Source organism: Microvirga makkahensis, assembly GCF_009830105.1.
Taxonomy (GTDB): Bacteria; Pseudomonadota; Alphaproteobacteria; order Rhizobiales; family Beijerinckiaceae; genus Microvirga; species Microvirga makkahensis.
This window is the reverse complement of record NZ_WURB01000001.1, coordinates 248,498-263,025: the sequence shown is the minus strand read 5'-3', so window position 1 is coordinate 263,025 and position 14,528 is coordinate 248,498. Positions and strand designations below refer to the sequence as shown.

General features: G+C 62.6%; 16 protein-coding genes and 1 tRNA gene. 12 read left to right on the top strand and 5 right to left on the bottom strand.

Translation table 11 applies throughout. From position 1 onward, the window contains the following. Positions 1–16: 16 nt before the first annotated feature. The 3 genes from GR328_RS01280 to ilvN are packed head-to-tail and all read left to right on the top strand — an operon-like array spanning position 17 to position 3,061. The gene (locus GR328_RS01280) at positions 17–1,789 is read left to right on the top strand and encodes an acetolactate synthase 3 large subunit (protein WP_160882719.1); all 1,773 of its coding nucleotides are present in this window, start codon (positions 17–19) and stop codon (positions 1,787–1,789) included. Positions 1,790–1,806: 17 nt separating this feature from the next. Next, positions 1,807–2,487: a glutathione S-transferase family protein gene (locus tag GR328_RS01275; RefSeq protein WP_160882718.1), complete on the top strand. Its 681-nt coding sequence runs from the start codon at positions 1,807–1,809 to the stop codon at positions 2,485–2,487. Between the two features lie 28 nt (positions 2,488–2,515). Next, complete coding sequence (gene ilvN / locus GR328_RS01270; protein WP_160882717.1) at positions 2,516–3,061, top strand: acetolactate synthase small subunit; 546 nt, start codon at positions 2,516–2,518, stop codon at positions 3,059–3,061. Between the two features lie 5 nt (positions 3,062–3,066). Here the strand turns inward: ilvN and GR328_RS01265 are convergent, their stop codons facing one another. Further along, positions 3,067–3,615 carry a DUF924 family protein gene (locus tag GR328_RS01265; protein WP_160882716.1) on the bottom strand — a complete coding sequence of 183 codons (549 nt, stop codon included), beginning with the start codon at positions 3,613–3,615 and terminating at the stop codon, positions 3,067–3,069. 269 nt (positions 3,616–3,884) lie between these two features. On the opposite strand from GR328_RS01265, the gene ilvC reads away from it, so the two are divergent. Beyond that, positions 3,885–4,904 (top strand): ketol-acid reductoisomerase, encoded by a 1,020-nt coding sequence (ilvC, locus tag GR328_RS01260; RefSeq protein WP_160882715.1) that lies wholly within the window; start codon positions 3,885–3,887, stop codon positions 4,902–4,904. Between the two features lie 343 nt (positions 4,905–5,247). Here ilvC and GR328_RS01255 read toward each other — a convergent pair whose 3' ends face one another. Together GR328_RS01255 and GR328_RS01250 are read right to left on the bottom strand one after the other, a co-directional pair. Then, positions 5,248–5,403, bottom strand: coding sequence for a hypothetical protein (locus GR328_RS01255; RefSeq protein WP_160882714.1), 156 nt, complete (start codon positions 5,401–5,403; stop codon positions 5,248–5,250). Between the two features lie 69 nt (positions 5,404–5,472). Next, positions 5,473–6,042 carry a DedA family protein gene (locus GR328_RS01250; protein ID WP_205789644.1) on the bottom strand — a complete coding sequence of 190 codons (570 nt, stop codon included), beginning with the start codon at positions 6,040–6,042 and terminating at the stop codon, positions 5,473–5,475. Positions 6,043–6,140: 98 nt separating this feature from the next. On the opposite strand from GR328_RS01250, the gene pdxY reads away from it, so the two are divergent. From pdxY to GR328_RS01235, 3 genes are read left to right on the top strand one after another with little or no spacing between them, the layout of a single operon-like run. Then, the gene (gene pdxY / locus GR328_RS01245; protein ID WP_160882713.1) at positions 6,141–6,989 is read left to right on the top strand and encodes a pyridoxal kinase PdxY; all 849 of its coding nucleotides are present in this window, start codon (positions 6,141–6,143) and stop codon (positions 6,987–6,989) included. Between the two features lie 5 nt (positions 6,990–6,994). Then, positions 6,995–7,900, top strand: a complete 906-nt coding sequence (locus GR328_RS01240; protein ID WP_160882712.1) for a PhzF family phenazine biosynthesis protein — start codon at positions 6,995–6,997, stop codon at positions 7,898–7,900. Then, positions 7,897–8,610: an NUDIX hydrolase gene (locus GR328_RS01235; RefSeq protein WP_160882711.1), complete on the top strand. Its 714-nt coding sequence runs from the start codon at positions 7,897–7,899 to the stop codon at positions 8,608–8,610. The genes GR328_RS01240 and GR328_RS01235 overlap by 4 nt, the downstream gene beginning before the upstream one ends. Here GR328_RS01235 and GR328_RS01230 read toward each other — a convergent pair. Next, positions 8,601–8,915: a hypothetical protein gene (locus GR328_RS01230; RefSeq protein WP_160882710.1), complete on the bottom strand. Its 315-nt coding sequence runs from the start codon at positions 8,913–8,915 to the stop codon at positions 8,601–8,603. The two genes, GR328_RS01235 and GR328_RS01230, sit on opposite strands and share 10 nt — an antisense overlap. Positions 8,916–9,353: 438 nt before the next feature. On the opposite strand from GR328_RS01230, the gene GR328_RS01225 reads away from it, so the two are divergent. Continuing rightward, positions 9,354–10,916 (top strand): 2-isopropylmalate synthase, encoded by a 1,563-nt coding sequence (locus GR328_RS01225; protein WP_160882709.1) that lies wholly within the window; start codon positions 9,354–9,356, stop codon positions 10,914–10,916. A gap of 118 nt (positions 10,917–11,034) precedes the next feature. On the opposite strand, the gene GR328_RS01220 is transcribed toward GR328_RS01225, so the two are convergent. Then, on the bottom strand, positions 11,035–11,505 hold the full coding sequence (locus GR328_RS01220; protein ID WP_160882708.1) for an Lrp/AsnC family transcriptional regulator: 471 nt from the start codon (positions 11,503–11,505) through the stop codon (positions 11,035–11,037). A 128-nt stretch (positions 11,506–11,633) separates the two neighbouring features. Between GR328_RS01220 and phhA the strand changes: the two genes are divergently transcribed. From phhA to GR328_RS01200, 4 genes are all read left to right on the top strand, one after another. Beyond that, entirely contained in the window at positions 11,634–12,491 is an 858-nt protein-coding gene (gene phhA, locus GR328_RS01215) for a phenylalanine 4-monooxygenase (protein ID WP_160882707.1), read from the top strand. A gap of 97 nt (positions 12,492–12,588) precedes the next feature. After that, a tRNA-Lys gene (locus GR328_RS01210) sits at positions 12,589–12,664 on the top strand. Positions 12,665–13,333: 669 nt separating this feature from the next. Next, positions 13,334–13,960 (top strand): CYTH domain-containing protein, encoded by a 627-nt coding sequence (locus GR328_RS01205; RefSeq protein WP_246215622.1) that lies wholly within the window; start codon positions 13,334–13,336, stop codon positions 13,958–13,960. A 208-nt stretch (positions 13,961–14,168) separates the two neighbouring features. Then, positions 14,169–14,381 carry a hypothetical protein gene (locus tag GR328_RS01200; RefSeq protein WP_160882705.1) on the top strand — a complete coding sequence of 71 codons (213 nt, stop codon included), beginning with the start codon at positions 14,169–14,171 and terminating at the stop codon, positions 14,379–14,381. The last annotated feature ends 147 nt before the right edge of the window (positions 14,382–14,528 follow it).

Here is a 14,528-nt window from a genome sequence, read left to right as displayed (position 1 = left end):
GACGGAGCTAAATACCATGAGCGAGACAATGACCGGAGCCGAAATGGTGATCCGAGCCCTGCAGGACCAGGGGGTCGAGCATGTCTTCGGTTATCCGGGCGGCGCGGTTCTTCCCATCTACGACGCGCTTTTTCATCAGGACAAGGTGCGTCACGTCCTCGTCCGTCACGAGCAGGGAGCGGTTCATGCCGCGGAAGGCTATGCGCGCGCCTCGGGCAAGCCGGGCGTGGTGCTGGTGACTTCGGGCCCCGGTGCGACCAATGCCATCACCGGTCTTGCGGATGCCATGATGGACTCGATCCCGCTCGTCTGCATCACCGGTCAGGTGCCGACCCATCTCATCGGCTCCGACGCTTTCCAGGAATGCGATACGGTGGGCATCACGCGCCACTGCACGAAGCACAATTACCTCGTCAAATCCATCGAGGACCTGCCGCGCATTCTGCATGAGGCCTTCTATGTGGCGCAGAACGGGCGCCCTGGTCCGGTGGTCGTGGACCTGCCGAAGGACATCCAATTCAAAGCGGGCAGCTATGTGCGCCCCTTGAGCAACCAGCACAAGACCTACCGTCCGACCGTCAAGGGCGACATGGACCACATCCGCGCCGCCATCGAGCTGATGGCAAACGCCAAGCGGCCCGTGTTCTATACGGGTGGCGGCGTCATCAATTCCGGCCCGCATGCGTCGGCGCTGTTGCGCGAGCTCGTGCAGCTCACGGGCTTTCCCATCACCTCGACGCTGATGGGCCTCGGCGCCTATCCGGCCTCCGACAGGCAGTGGCTCGGCATGCTCGGCATGCACGGCACTTACGAGGCCAATCTTGCGATGCATGAATGCGACGTGATGATCAACATCGGCGCGCGCTTTGACGACCGTATCACTGGCCGCCTCGATGCCTTCTCGCCGTTCTCCAAGCGCATCCACGTGGATATCGATCCGTCATCGATCAACAAGACGGTGAAGGTAGACATTCCGATCGTGGGCGATTGCGCGCATGTGCTGGAAGACATGGTGCGCCTGTGGCGCCAGGGCGCGAAGCAGGCCGACAAGGTTGATCTGCAGGAATGGTGGAGCAAGATCGAGGGCTGGCGCGCCCGCAACTGCCTCGCCTTCAAGAACTCCAAGGAAACCATCAAGCCGCAATATGCGATCCAGCGTCTCTACGAGCTCACCAAGGACCGCTCGCCCTATATCACCACCGAAGTCGGCCAGCACCAGATGTGGGCGGCACAGTACTTCAAGTTTGAAGATCCGAACCATTGGATGACCTCCGGCGGACACGGCACCATGGGCTACGGCCTGCCCGCGGCCGTCGGCGCGCAGCTCGCCCATCCGAACTCCCTCGTCATCGACATTGCAGGTGAGGCCTCGATCCAGATGATGCTGCAGGAGATGTCCACGGCGCTGCAGTACAACCTTCCGGTCAAGGTGTTCATCCTGAACAACGAGTACATGGGCATGGTGCGCCAGTGGCAGGAGCTGCTGCACGGCGGGCGCTACTCGCAGAGCTATTCGGAATCGCTGCCCGATTTCGTGAAGCTCGCCGAGGCCTATGGCGCGGTCGGCATCCGCTGCGACGATCCCAGCGACCTCGATGCGAGGATCATGGAAATGATCAGCGTTAACCGCCCCGTCATCTTCGACTGTATTGTCGACAAGACCGAGAACTGCTTCCCGATGATTCCGTCGGGCAAGGCGCATAACGAGATGCTGCTCAACGACTATCTCGGCGAAACCGGAGCCGATATCGGCTCCGTGATCGACGAGAAGGGCAAGATGCTGGTGTAATAGGAAAGACGGAAGCCATGCCGACCCTCGTCATTGCCAACAAATGCTACTCGTCCTGGTCCCTGCGGCCCTGGCTGCTCATGAAGCAGCTGGGAGTCGCCTTCGACGAAATCGTCATTCCCCTCGACCTTCCCGATACGAAGAAGCGGGTGCTGACATATTCACCCGCCGGCAAGGTGCCGATCCTCATCGACGGCGAAGTGACCGTGTGGGAGAGCATCGCGATCATGGAATATGCGGGCGAGGCTTTCGGAGCTCCCGTATGGCCTGAGGATCGTAAGGCCCGGGCCATGGCGCGCTCGGTCGCGGCCGAAATGCACGCGGGATTCACCGCCCTGCGCAGCGCCTGCCCGATGAATCTCGGCAAGAAATATGCGCAGAAAGATCGCGGCGAGGCCGTGGCCCGAGACGTCGCACGATTTTCCGAGATCGTTCGCGAGGCGCGGGAGCGCTTCGGAGCGGGCGGGGCGTTTCTCTTCGGCGCTTTCACGGCGGCGGACGCCATGTATGCGCCGCTCGCGACCCGCCTCGACACCTATTCCTTCGCCCTTGATGCGGGGACGCGCTCTTATGTCGATGCGATCCTCTCGCTTCCCACATTCCAGGAATGGCGTTCCGCCGCCCTGAAAGAAAGCTGGATCGTCGATGCCGACGAGGTCGACGAAGAGGCGATTGAGAATTTCCGCAAGGCAGCCTGAAGCCAGACACCAACGCCGGACAACGCAAATGCTCCAGATGAAAACACACTATCCCGATGCGCACCGCGTCGAGCCCGTCAACCGGCATACCCTTGCGGTGGTCGTCGACAACGAGCCAGGCGTCCTCGCCCGCATCGCCGGTCTCTTCTCGGGCCGCGGCTACAACATCGAAAGCCTGACGGTCACCGAGACGGAGCACGAGGCGCATATCTCGCGCATCACCATCGTCACTACGGGCACAGACAGCATCATTCAGCAGATCAAGAGCCAGCTCGAGCGGCTCGTGCCGGTGCACCGGGTGGTGGATCTCACGCTCACCGGAGAGGCGGTGGAGCGCGAACTCTGTCTCGTGAAGGTGGTCGGCAAGGGCGATCACCGCGTGGAGGCAATGCGTCTCGCCTCAGCCTTCGGTGCGCGCACGCTCGACGCGACGCTCACCTCCTTCGTCTACGAGCTGACCGGCACGACCGACGAGGTCGAGCGCTTTATCAAGCTCATGATGGCGGTCGGCCTCGTGGAGGTGTCCCGCACCGGCGTTGCCGCGATGGCGCGCGGCGCGGAAGGGATCATGTGAAGGGTTCAGCCCCTGAAGCCGTCTTCCTGCAGGAAGGCTTCCTCCTCCGGTGTCGTCTCCCGTCCGAGAATGGCATTGCGGTGGGGGAAGCGGCCGAAACGGGCGATGACGTCGTGATGGTGACGCGCCCAATGGATGGAAACCTCGTCGCCGAGGGCTTCGTTTAGAGCCACCGAGCGCTCCTGGTGCCGCAAGGACTCGGAGTGCATGAAGGGCAGGTAGAAGAAACGGCGGAGCTCCGGCTCCACCTTGTGGTCGAACCCTCTCTCGATGGCGCGGTCAGCGACCATCAGGGCGACGGGGTCGGTCTTATAGGTCTCGCGCTGTCCCCGGAACATGTTTCTCGGGAACTGATCGAGAAGGAGAACGACGGCGAGCGCGCCCTCCGGGGTGAGCTCCCACTCGTTGAGGTCCCCTCTCGCGGCGGCCTCGTAGGTCGGCATGAAACGGTCCCGGCAGAGCTGGTCGAAGGCTTCGTCCTTGGCAAACCATTTCTCGGGTCCGGCTTCACGCCAGAAGGCAAGAACTTCATCGGGGGTGGCGAGGCGTTGCATGCGGCTTGTCCTTCGAAAGGAGGGTTGCTGAGAGCCAATCTAGAGCATACGGGAGGCGTTTGAACTCTCCATGCTCGGACCGTTTGTGGGAGGGCGAGGAGCCCGGAAGGTAGCCTTCGCAGCTTTCCTACAAACTTCGACTTGTCAGCGCAGTTTTGTTCGCTAAAAGCGGCGCTGGACAAGACAAATGTTGCGCGAAGGTGTTCGGCCGGACCGCAATGCAAATGAAGACCGGGGGGAACCCCCTTAAAGACAAGGACCAGAGCACCATGCGCGTGTATTACGATCGCGACGCCGATATCAATCTGATCAAGGGCAAGAAGGTCGCCATCGTCGGCTATGGCAGCCAAGGGCATGCCCATACGCTGAACCTGCGCGATTCCGGCGTGAAGGACATCGTCGTTGCGCTGCGCAAGGGCTCTCCCTCCGCGGCCAAGGCCGAGGGCGCCGGCATCCGCGTGATGGAAGTGGCCGAGGCCGCCAAGTGGGCCGACGTGGTCATGATGCTGACCCCCGACGAGCTGCAGGCCGACATCTACCGCAGCGACCTGCACGACAACATGAAGCAGGGCGCGGCTCTCCTCTTCGCCCACGGCCTCAACGTGCATTTCAACCTCATCGAGCCCCGCAAGGACCTCGACGTGCTCATGGTCGCCCCGAAGGGCCCCGGCCACACGGTCCGCTCCGAGTACCTCCGTGGCGGTGGCGTGCCGACTCTGATCGCGATCCATCAGGACGCCACGGGCAATGCCCATGACATCGCGCTGTCCTATGCGTCCGCCAACGGCGGCGGCCGCGCCGGCATCATCGAGACCACCTTCAAGGAGGAGTGCGAGACCGACCTCTTCGGCGAGCAGGTCGTGCTCTGCGGCGGCCTCGTCGAGCTGATCAAGGCCGGCTTCGAAACCCTGGTCGAGGCGGGCTACGCCCCCGAGATGGCCTATTTCGAGTGCCTGCACGAAGTGAAGCTGATCGTCGATCTCATCTACGAGGGCGGCATCGCCAACATGAACTACTCGATTTCGAACACCGCCGAATACGGCGAGTACGTCACGGGTCCGCGCATCATCACGGCCGAGACGAAGGCCGAGATGAGGCGCGTCTTGGAGGATATCCAATCCGGCAAGTTCACCCGCGACTGGATGCTCGAGAACAAGGTCAACCAGACCTCCTTCAAGGCGACCCGCGCTCGCAATGCCGCTCACCCCATCGAGGACGTGGGCGCGCGGCTTCGCGACATGATGCCGTGGATCAAGGAAAAGGCGTTGGTCGACAAGACCAAGAACTGATCTCTCGAAAACAGAACGAAACAGGGGCGGATCTTCCGCCCCTGTTTCGTTCTGTAAGCGTGTCGGGAGCGGCCAGCGCCTCGATGAGCGAGAAGGCGGCAGGCAGAACGGCCCCGATCCTCCAGTCGCAACGACGCCAGTGCTCGACCGGCCATGCCGAGTTCGTTCGGCAGCCATTCGTCCGGCGAGTCGTCATGGATCTCTTAGGCGTAGAGGCCTGCCGGGATGGATTCAACGGCAGAGGTCCTCCGCGATCTTGCCGATATAACGCAACATTGCCGAAGGACTCTGCCAATTCCGGATCTAAAGGGGCTCCACCTGTTCGGATGAAGAGCAGGCCCGTTTACTGCTGGTTGCTCTTAGTGTTCTGAGCCTTGTTGTTATCCTGCTTGCCGGGATCGAGGCGCTTCTTGGTCGTTCCGCCGGAGCCGCGGATGTGATCGCCGGGGTGCTTCTTGCTCTCGGCGGAGTTGTCGCCGTTCATCTTGCCTTTGCCCATGGGAAACCTCCTTCTGACGTGGGAGGTTAATGAGCCCTCTGGAGTCTGGTTCCCTCGAAAAAAATCTATCTACCAGAGCAGGTAACGGGCGAGCCCTGCCCCCGGAGCGAGCAGGGCGAAGGCCCAGACCGAGGCGGACGCCATGTTGGCCACCTGGAAGAGCACCCGGGGCATCAGGAAGATGCCGGCGATCAGCGGAAGGACCGCGCGCGTGGGGCCGAAGAACCGGCCCAGGAACATGGCCCAGGGACCGAAGCGCTGGAAGAACCGTTCCCCTCTGTCGATGAGCTCTGGTTTCGTCGAGAGGGGCCAGATCCCGTAGGCACGCTTCTTGGCCTTGTGGCCGATCTCGTACGAGATCCAGGCGCTCAGGACGGCTCCCGCCGCCGCGCTCAGCCAGACCTGCCAGAACGTGATGTCCGCTGCCGCCAGCGCGAAACCCACGGCAACGAGAATGGTGACCATCGGCAGGACGAGAGAGATGAACGCAAAGGACTCCCCGAACGTCATGAGCCCCACGATCAGGGGAGCATAGGCTTGGTTGTCTCGAATGAAACCGAGAATGGGATTCGTGATCGTCTCCAGATCCACGCGCGGCGTCTCCTCATGGCTTTCCCGTAGCGAACGCACGAACCTCATGTCACGGTCCGGTATTCCCGTGATGGAAAGGATCACATCACGTCATTTGAAGCCAGCTGGGTAATGCGGTAACCGAAAGAGAGAAGGGGGCTATAGCCATGAATGTTCTCTCGATCCAATCACATGTTGCCTATGGTCATGTGGGCAATGCATCCGCCGTCTTTCCGATGCAGCGTCTCGGCGTCGAAGTGTGGCCCATTCATACGGTGCAGTTTTCCAATCATACGGGCTACGGCTCCTGGAAGGGCCGGGTCTTCGACGGGCCTGCCATCGAGGAACTCGTGGAGGGCATTGCCGAGCGCGGCGTGCTCGAAAAATGCGACGGTGTGCTCTCGGGCTATATGGGCTCGGCCGATATAGGCAACGCGATCCTCTCCGCCGTCGCGCGGGTGCGGGCGCTCAATCCCCGGGCCCTCTATTGCTGCGATCCGGTGATCGGCGATGTGGGCCGCGGCGTCTTTGTTCGTCCCGGCATCCCGGAATTCATGCGCGAGAAGGCTATTCCGGCGGCCGACATCATCACACCGAACCAGTTCGAGCTGAACTATCTCTCCGGCCTCACGACCGAAACCCTGAGCGATGTTAAGCAGGCCGTGGCGACGGTGCAGGAACTCGGCCCCAGGGCCGTGCTCGTGACCTCCGTCGAGACGCGGGAGACGCCTTCCGACGCCATCGATCTCGTGGCAGGCGAGGGCGGTCATTTCTGGCGGGTACGCACCCCTAGGTTGTCGTTGAGCGTCAACGGGGCGGGGGACGCCATTGCCGCGCTGTTCTTCGTTCATTACGCGCGCTCCCGCTCCGCTGCGACGGCCCTTGCCGAAGCCTCCGCCTCTGTCTACGGATTGCTCAAGCGCACGGAGGAGGCGGGATCCCGCGAGATCCTCACCATTGCCGCACAGGACGAGTTCGTCTCGCCCACCCACCGTTTCACCGCCGAAGAGGTCTGATCCGCATGGCTCGTCGTTTCATCACTCTCGACGTCTTCACATCGGAGCGCTTCACTGGAAATCCCCTGGCGGTCGTGCTGGAGGCGGAAGGGCTCGATGACGGGCAGATGCAAACGATCGCGAAGGAGTTCAACCTTTCCGAGACGGTTTTCGTGTTCCCGCCCACCGATCCGCATCAGCGTGCCGATATCCGCATCTTTACGCCGGGACGCGAGCTGCCCTTCGCGGGCCATCCCACCGTGGGTACGGCGGTGCTGCTTGCTCTTCTGGACCAGAATGGTGAGCCCGGCGCCGTCGCCTTCGGCCTGAAGGAGAAGATCGGCATCGTTTCCTGCGCGGCCGAGGTGAAGGATACGGTGAGCGGTGAAGCGCGCTTTCGCTTGCCGCGCCTGCCGTTCTCCTGGGGTGAGGGCAAGGACAGCACCACCTGCGCCTGGGCTCTCGGCCTCGATCCTACGGACATCGGCTTCGAGCGCCATGTGCCGAGCCGCCATTCGGCGGGGGTGGCCTATGATCTCGTGCCCGTCGCGTCCCTTGAAGCCCTGGCTCGCGCTTGGCCGAAGGGAGATGCCTTCGACAAGGCCTTCGCCGATAGCGACCATCCTTCGGCTTACGTCTATACGCGTGTGCCGGAAGCGGCAGGCTTGCGCTTCCGCGCCCGCATGTTCGGGCCGGGCATGGGCATCGTCGAGGATCCCGCTACCGGCTCCGCCGCGGCGGCCTTCGCGGGAGCGCTCATGGAATGCGAGCCCCTGGGTGACGGCGAGCACGACATTGTCATCGAACAGGGCGTCGAGATGGGGCGAGCGAGCGTGATCGCCCTCCAGATGACGATCAAGAACGGCGAGCTGGTTGCCGCCGAGATCGGGGGCTCCGCCGTCATGGTGAGCCGCGGCGAGATCGTCGCGTGACGTCGGACGTTCTGATCAGGCGCGTCTCGCGCGTCGAGGCGAGATGCGCACCGATGGAATGGGCCTGGGCCGCGCAGAACCGGGATCTCATCGAGGCGAACTGGAAGCGCCGCACGGCTCAGACGCCGAAGATGTTCAACGGCCGGGTGCTGCTGCTTAGTAAGCTGGAGTTCGAGCAGGATCTGTGCCGCAACACCTATTTCGAGACGAACTACGCGAATCTCGTCGCCTGGATCGACGGCGGCTATCCCGACCGGAGCATTGCCAATGGCTTCGCCATGGGAGCCCTGCGCGGGTCGGATGGCGCCTATATCTGCGGCGTCATGAGCGCGCATACCGCGAATGCAGGCCGGGTCTATTTCGCGGGCGGCACGCCTGACCTTTCCGATCTAAGGCCCGACGGCACCGTCGATCTTGCAGCGAGTCTGACCCGCGAGCTGGCCGAAGAAACGGGGCTTGGAGAAGCCGATTGCCACGTGGACGATGAGTGGATCATCATCCGACGCTGGCCGACGGTCGCGCTGCTCCGGAACGTCACCCTGCCTATGACGGCGGGGGAGGGCGCTGCCCTGATCCGTGCCAATATTGCCAAGGAGCCCGAGCCGGAACTGCAGGATGTGCGGGTCGTCCGCACTCCGGAGGACATCGACCGGGAGGCGATGCCCCTGTTCCAGCAATCTTTCTTCGAGTGGGTCTTTGCTCACACGTAACCGTAGCGGGCCTTGGTAGCGCGGATCATCCGCTGCGCTTCCGCGTCGCGTCCGGCGGCGCAGGTGGTTTCGGCCTGCCCGATCTCCCGATCGACACGGTTATAGACGGACTGGTTCACGTGCCCCATAGCGAGATCGTTGCTCATCACGGCGCGGTAGCGGGCGATCTCGCCCTGACAGCCGGAGCCCTCCGGCATACGGAAGCTCGCGGGCGCCGAGGCAGGGCCTGTGGCGGTCTGATTGCACGCGGCGAGCGGCAGAGTCACGAGACCGGTGAGCCACAAGCCACGAATCGCATTTTTCATCGAAGTCACCTCACATTCGGACGGGACGGCGTGAATAAAAGCCGAGCTTGCGGTGATCTAGGGCATTTTGCCGTCTGTCCAGGGAGCGGGGAGAGGGACATTTCCTATACGGTCTCCGAGCTTCGGCTTTTCGTTTGTTTCAAGCACTTGCCATTCCGGATCCCGCCCGTTACAAACGTGCCGTTCTTCGCGGCAGGGCCGCGGTCTTTGGAGGATTGGGCAGCGATGGCAATCGGCTCCCACAGCGCTGACAGGAACGGCACCGCTCCGGCGGCCGGCCGCGCGCTCCTCCTTGGCGTCCTTCTCCTTAGCTGCCCCTGAGGGTCGGCTGGGCGCTGTCGCCTGGGCTCTCAGGGGTTCTGGAAAGACCAAAGAACAACCTCGAGCGCATGGCTTCAAGATCTCTGGATCGCGCTCTTCCCGAGAAGGACTGACACGATGACCGCTTCCGCCACCGGCTCCTCCAAGGACCGCGTCCTGATCTTCGACACCACCCTGCGCGACGGCGAGCAATGCCCCGGCGCGACCATGACGCTGGAGGAAAAGCTCGAGGTCGCGGCCTTGCTCGATGCCATGGGCGTCGACATCATCGAGGCGGGGTTCCCGATCGCCTCCAACGGCGACTTCGAGGCCGTTGCCCTCATCGCCCAGCAGGTGAAGAACGCGACCGTCGCCGGTCTCGCTCGTGCCATCTCCGCCGATATCACCCGCGCCGGCGAGGCCGTGCGCCACGCCCGGAAGCCGCGAATCCATACCTTCGTCTCCACGTCGCCGATCCACCTGCAGCATCAGATGCGCAAGTCCGAGGAGGCGGTGCTGGAGATCATCACGGCCACGGTGGGCCAGGCGCGCAACCTGGTCGAGGATATCGAGTGGTCGGCCATGGACGCCACGCGCACGCCTATCGATTATCTGTGCCGCTGCGTAGAGGCCGCGATCAAAGCGGGCGCCACCACCATCAACCTGCCGGACACGGTCGGCTACGCCACGCCCGACGAGTACCGTTCCATGTTCCGCGCCGTGCGCGAGCGCGTGCCGAATGCCGACAAGGCGATTTTCTCCGCCCATTGCCACAACGACCTGGGCCTGGCCGTCGCGAACTCCCTGGCGGCTCTTGAAGGCGGTGCGCGTCAGATCGAGTGCACCATCAACGGCATCGGCGAGCGCGCGGGTAATGCGGCTCTCGAAGAGGTCGTGATGGCTATCAGGACCCGCGGCGACGTGCTGCCCTACGAGACCGGCATCGAGACGACGATGCTGACGCGCGCATCCAAGCTCGCGTCCGCCGCCACCTCGTTCCCGGTGCAGTACAACAAGGCCATCGTGGGCCGGAACGCTTTTGCACATGAGAGCGGCATCCATCAGGACGGCATGCTGAAGAATGCGCAGACCTACGAGATTATGACACCCGAAAGCGTCGGCGTGACCAAGACTTCGCTGGTCATGGGCAAGCATTCCGGCAGAGCTGCCTTCCGCAACAAGCTGGAGGAGCTGGGCTATCAGTTGGCCGACAACCAGTTCCAGGACGCCTTCGAGCGCTTCAAGGAACTTGCGGACCGCAAGAAGCACGTCTACGACGAGGATATCGAAGCGCTGGTCGACCAGAACATCGCCACTGCCCATGACCGCATCAAGCTGGTCTCGCTCTCCATCGTGGCCGGCACGCGCGGCCCGCAGCGCGCCACCATGCGCCTGCAGGTCGACGGCAAGACGATGATCGAGGAGCAGGAGGGCAACGGCCCCGTGGACGCCACCTTCAACGCCATCAAGGCGCTGGTGCCGCACGAGGCCGAGCTGGAACTCTATCAGGTACACGCGGTGACCGAGGGTACGGATGCGCAGGCCGAGGTCTCTGTACGCCTCTCCGCGGACGGCCGCAGCGTGACCTCCCGCGCCGCCGATCCTGACACGCTGGTAGCCTCCGCGCAGGCCTATCTCGGCGCGCTCAACAAGCTGCTGAGCCGGGGCGCGAGCCTCCACGCGCAGCACGCGGCGGAATAAACCGTCCGGCCGTCATGCCCGGCCCTGTGCCGGGCATGACGGACGCCTTAAGCATACTTTCGACGAACGGCGTAGATGGCCGCGACGCGCATGGCCGTGGCGCATCGAGCGGCTCCTCTCAATCCGACACGGGAATCGGGCTCTGCGGCTTGATGGTCGAGAGCACGAAGCTTGAGCGTACGTCGGCGACGCCGGGCAGGGTGAGCAGGCGGTTCATGGTGAACTCGCCGAAGCTCTCGATGTCCCGGGCGACCGCATGAACGATGATGTCCACCTCGCCGGCAAGGGCGTGACAGGCGATCACTTCCTCATAGCCCTTCAAGCGCTCCACGAGCCGGGTGCGCCAGCCGGGCTCCGATTGCTCCAACTTGATGAACACGAAGGCCTCCACCTCGAAACCGAGGGCCTTGCGATCGACCATCGCCCGATACCCCTGAATGATCCCGTCCTCCTCGAGGGCCTTCAGACGTCTCAGGCACGGGGAGGCGGCAAGGCCCACCTTCCCGGCCAGGGTGGAGTTGGGAATACGCCCGTCCCCTTGAATAGTGCGCAGGATCCGGCGGTCGGAGGGAGAAAGGTGACGTTTCATCGAAGTCTCCCGGATTGAGGCCTTCGGGTCATTCTATGACCGATCAGGCCCTTATCCAGGGTGAAAACGGCCAAAAATGACCTGAAGCGAGTGCTATCCTGGTGTCATAACAAAGACGGAGGAACGCTATGAATACTGCGACCGGGAGCGACGATCCACGCGACTACATGCGCGATCAGGGCTTTGAAAACTATACCGAAACCGACCATGCAACTTGGAGAACTCTGGCCAAGCGCCAGCGGGAGATCCTGAAAGGCCGCATCGTCGATCAGTTCCTCGAGGGCCTCGACCGTCTTGGCATCGGTGAGGAGGGGATCCCCGACTTCCGCGTCATGAACCAGCGCCTCAAAGCCGCGACAGGCTGGGAGGTCGTGGCCGTGCCGGGTCTCATCCCCGATCTCGCCTTCTTCCGCATGCTGGCGAACCGCCAGTTCCCGGCAGGCTTCTGGATCCGCAAGCCAGACCAGCTCGACTATATCGAGGAGCCGGACATCTTCCACGACGTATTCGGCCATGTGCCGCTGATCATGCAGCCGGTCTACGCGGATTATCTCGAATCCTATGGCAAGGCCGGGCTGGCGGCCGCCGAGCATGGTGCCCTGAAATACTTGGCGCGGCTCTACTGGTACACGGTGGAGTTCGGGCTCGCCCGGACGCCGCAGGGGCTGCGCATCGTCGGCGCTGGCATCGCCTCGTCTCCCGGCGAGACGATCTTCGCACTCGAAAGCCCGTCGCCCAACCGGGTCGCCTTTGATCTCGGTCGCGTCATGCGCACCCTCTACCGGATCGACGATTACCAGGAGATCTATTTCGTGCTCGACGGAATCGAATCATGGCCAAGCCTCAACCTCGACCGGCTGATCCCCCTGTGGGAGGAACTGGCGGCCCAGGACGAGGTCGAGCCCGGCCATCTCCAGCCGGAGGATCAGATTTTGACGCAGGGTGACGGCACCTACCACCGCGCCAAATCGAAATCCGCGGCTTGAGGAAAAAACCTCCCCAATGGGGTAGACAGAGGCCGTGCGGTTTGTTACACGCACGGCCTCTTCAGCGGAAACGCGCCGCTGAATTCGCTTCGGCGACGGGTGTATAGCTCAGTTGGTAGAGCAGCTGACTCTTAATCAGCGGGTCCAAGGTTCGAGTCCTTGTACACCCACCAAATTCGCAAGACATAGGTTGCGCGGAAATTTCTTCGAGGCCGAGTGATCCCGTGGCCGCCGTCAGCTCCGGCATGTGTCTGCTATCCTATCCCACTGCACAAGGTGGTTCTCCAATCTCTCGGAAGGCCGGATAAGTTTTAGGGGCGGGTTGTACCTGTTGGCGCTGGCTGACACCTGCGACGGTGACTTACGGACCAGACGACAGGGGTGGTGTGGGCCTGCAGACGATCGCGGGTCAGGGACGAGATCAGGATCGCGGTGAGCGAGGACGATACGGGAAACGATCTGCGCGCTTGAGGCCTGCAAGCCCTCGGCCCGCCGCACCGAGGGCGCGACTGGAGCAATAACTGGACCTCAGGGCCAACTGGTATGAGGCCAAGTCTCCACAATGATGCCTTTTTACCAGCGCCCGTATGCGCTGCGGGTTGTGAGTCAATGTTCTGCTGATGACCGTTCCTGGCACAGGTCCCGTCTCAGGAATGAGGCGCTACCGTTCGCGAGGCTTGGACGAAGCAGAGCCATGACGTTTAAACTTGCTTCATTCTCTGGCCGTCCTATACGGAATCAACCCGATCAATTTCATTCCTTTCTTACCTTTCATGACCGTCCCTCGTCGCTTTCTCCTCGCCTCATCCTTCGCCCGCCTCATTCAGCGCCAACGGGGAAGCTTGCGCCAGATCGAGGGCTTCTTTCCGGAGCGGCCGGGTCGCGCCGCCTTGGTTCGCCTCGAGGAGAACAGAGGGTTGCTCATTCTGAGGGTGGCCGGCCATGATGGAGAGACGGAGGAGCAGACCGAAGTTCCGGTGGCCCATGCCCATGCGCTTCTGGATGTCTGTGCCGGCGAAATCGCCTACGACCGCACGAAACTCCGGATCGGTGACCGGATCGCCCTGATCGATCACGTCATCCACCCCCGTCACGTCCAATTCGTGACCATCGAATTCAACAGCGAGAGGGAAGCGGGGGAGTTTCGTCCCTTCGCTTGGCTCGGCCCCGAGGTCACGAGAGATCCCCGTTACGCCAATCACGCCATCGCCCTCGGCAGTCTTCGCGAGTCTCTCGATATTCCGCTCTCCAACGCGGCCCTCGATGGATTGCTGGACACCCTGGAGAACCGCGCCCCCGATCAGCAGCGTTCACATCTGCGTCGGCCGGCCGCAAACCAGGCCCAGGCAGCCAAGGCTGGGCCCGGTCATGCGCAAGCCAATCACCAGCCGAACAAAGCCAATCTCGACGAGATTGAGGAAGCCATCATGCGCGAAATGGAACTCACCCTTCAGAACAAGCGCTCCTGACCGTTCGGTCGAAGTCTGGGCTGTTTTCCCTTCCGGAGGATCGTCTCATTTTTTGCCGCATTTGGGGCGGCAAACCTGATCCGCTGCGCCAAATGATGCACCAGCGCGAACCTCCGGTTAGACCGGCTCTCCCCAAACCGCGGGAGAATTAACCTCACATCAATGTCGTCCCTCCATGGTGCCGTCTCACGACAAAGGAGACGGCACCATGACCCAATGGCATCACCGGGACCGCGGACCGATCACCGAGGAGAAACTCCTCAAGGCAGTCCACATCCTCGCCGATATCGTCGAAAATCATGGTTCGGTGTTCCGTCCGCTGTATCACGACGTCCGGCAGCAGCTGGCGGAGTTCCGCATTCAGGAGCAGGCCGATGCCGCTCCGGCGATTGCCGCTTTGCCCGACAACAAGGTCGCCTGACGAACGGAGTATTCCGCGGCGCGGCAGGCAAGACTATCGGTTTACTGTAGAAACCGGCTTCGAGGGCGAGACACGTGACCGTCAACGCCTGGACTCGCATGCTTTCTGGGGTCGCGCTCTGCGTGGTGATTTCACAGGCCGCTGTCG

Coding starts and splice junctions, on each gene's coding strand:
- GR328_RS01280 (WP_160882719.1), top strand. CDS start 17: ATGAGCGAGACAATGACCGGAGCCGAAATGGTGATCCGAGCCCTGCAG.
- GR328_RS01275 (WP_160882718.1), top strand. CDS start 1,807: ATGCCGACCCTCGTCATTGCCAACAAATGCTACTCGTCCTGGTCCCTG.
- ilvN (WP_160882717.1), top strand. CDS start 2,516: ATGCTCCAGATGAAAACACACTATCCCGATGCGCACCGCGTCGAGCCC.
- GR328_RS01265 (WP_160882716.1), bottom strand. CDS start 3,615: ATGCAACGCCTCGCCACCCCCGATGAAGTTCTTGCCTTCTGGCGTGAA.
- ilvC (WP_160882715.1), top strand. CDS start 3,885: ATGCGCGTGTATTACGATCGCGACGCCGATATCAATCTGATCAAGGGC.
- GR328_RS01255 (WP_160882714.1), bottom strand. CDS start 5,403: ATGGGCAAAGGCAAGATGAACGGCGACAACTCCGCCGAGAGCAAGAAG.
- GR328_RS01250 (WP_205789644.1), bottom strand. CDS start 6,042: ATGAGGTTCGTGCGTTCGCTACGGGAAAGCCATGAGGAGACGCCGCGC.
- pdxY (WP_160882713.1), top strand. CDS start 6,141: ATGAATGTTCTCTCGATCCAATCACATGTTGCCTATGGTCATGTGGGC.
- GR328_RS01240 (WP_160882712.1), top strand. CDS start 6,995: ATGGCTCGTCGTTTCATCACTCTCGACGTCTTCACATCGGAGCGCTTC.
- GR328_RS01230 (WP_160882710.1), bottom strand. CDS start 8,915: ATGAAAAATGCGATTCGTGGCTTGTGGCTCACCGGTCTCGTGACTCTG.
- GR328_RS01225 (WP_160882709.1), top strand. CDS start 9,354: ATGACCGCTTCCGCCACCGGCTCCTCCAAGGACCGCGTCCTGATCTTC.
- GR328_RS01220 (WP_160882708.1), bottom strand. CDS start 11,505: ATGAAACGTCACCTTTCTCCCTCCGACCGCCGGATCCTGCGCACTATT.
- phhA (WP_160882707.1), top strand. CDS start 11,634: ATGAATACTGCGACCGGGAGCGACGATCCACGCGACTACATGCGCGAT.
- GR328_RS01200 (WP_160882705.1), top strand. CDS start 14,169: ATGACCCAATGGCATCACCGGGACCGCGGACCGATCACCGAGGAGAAA.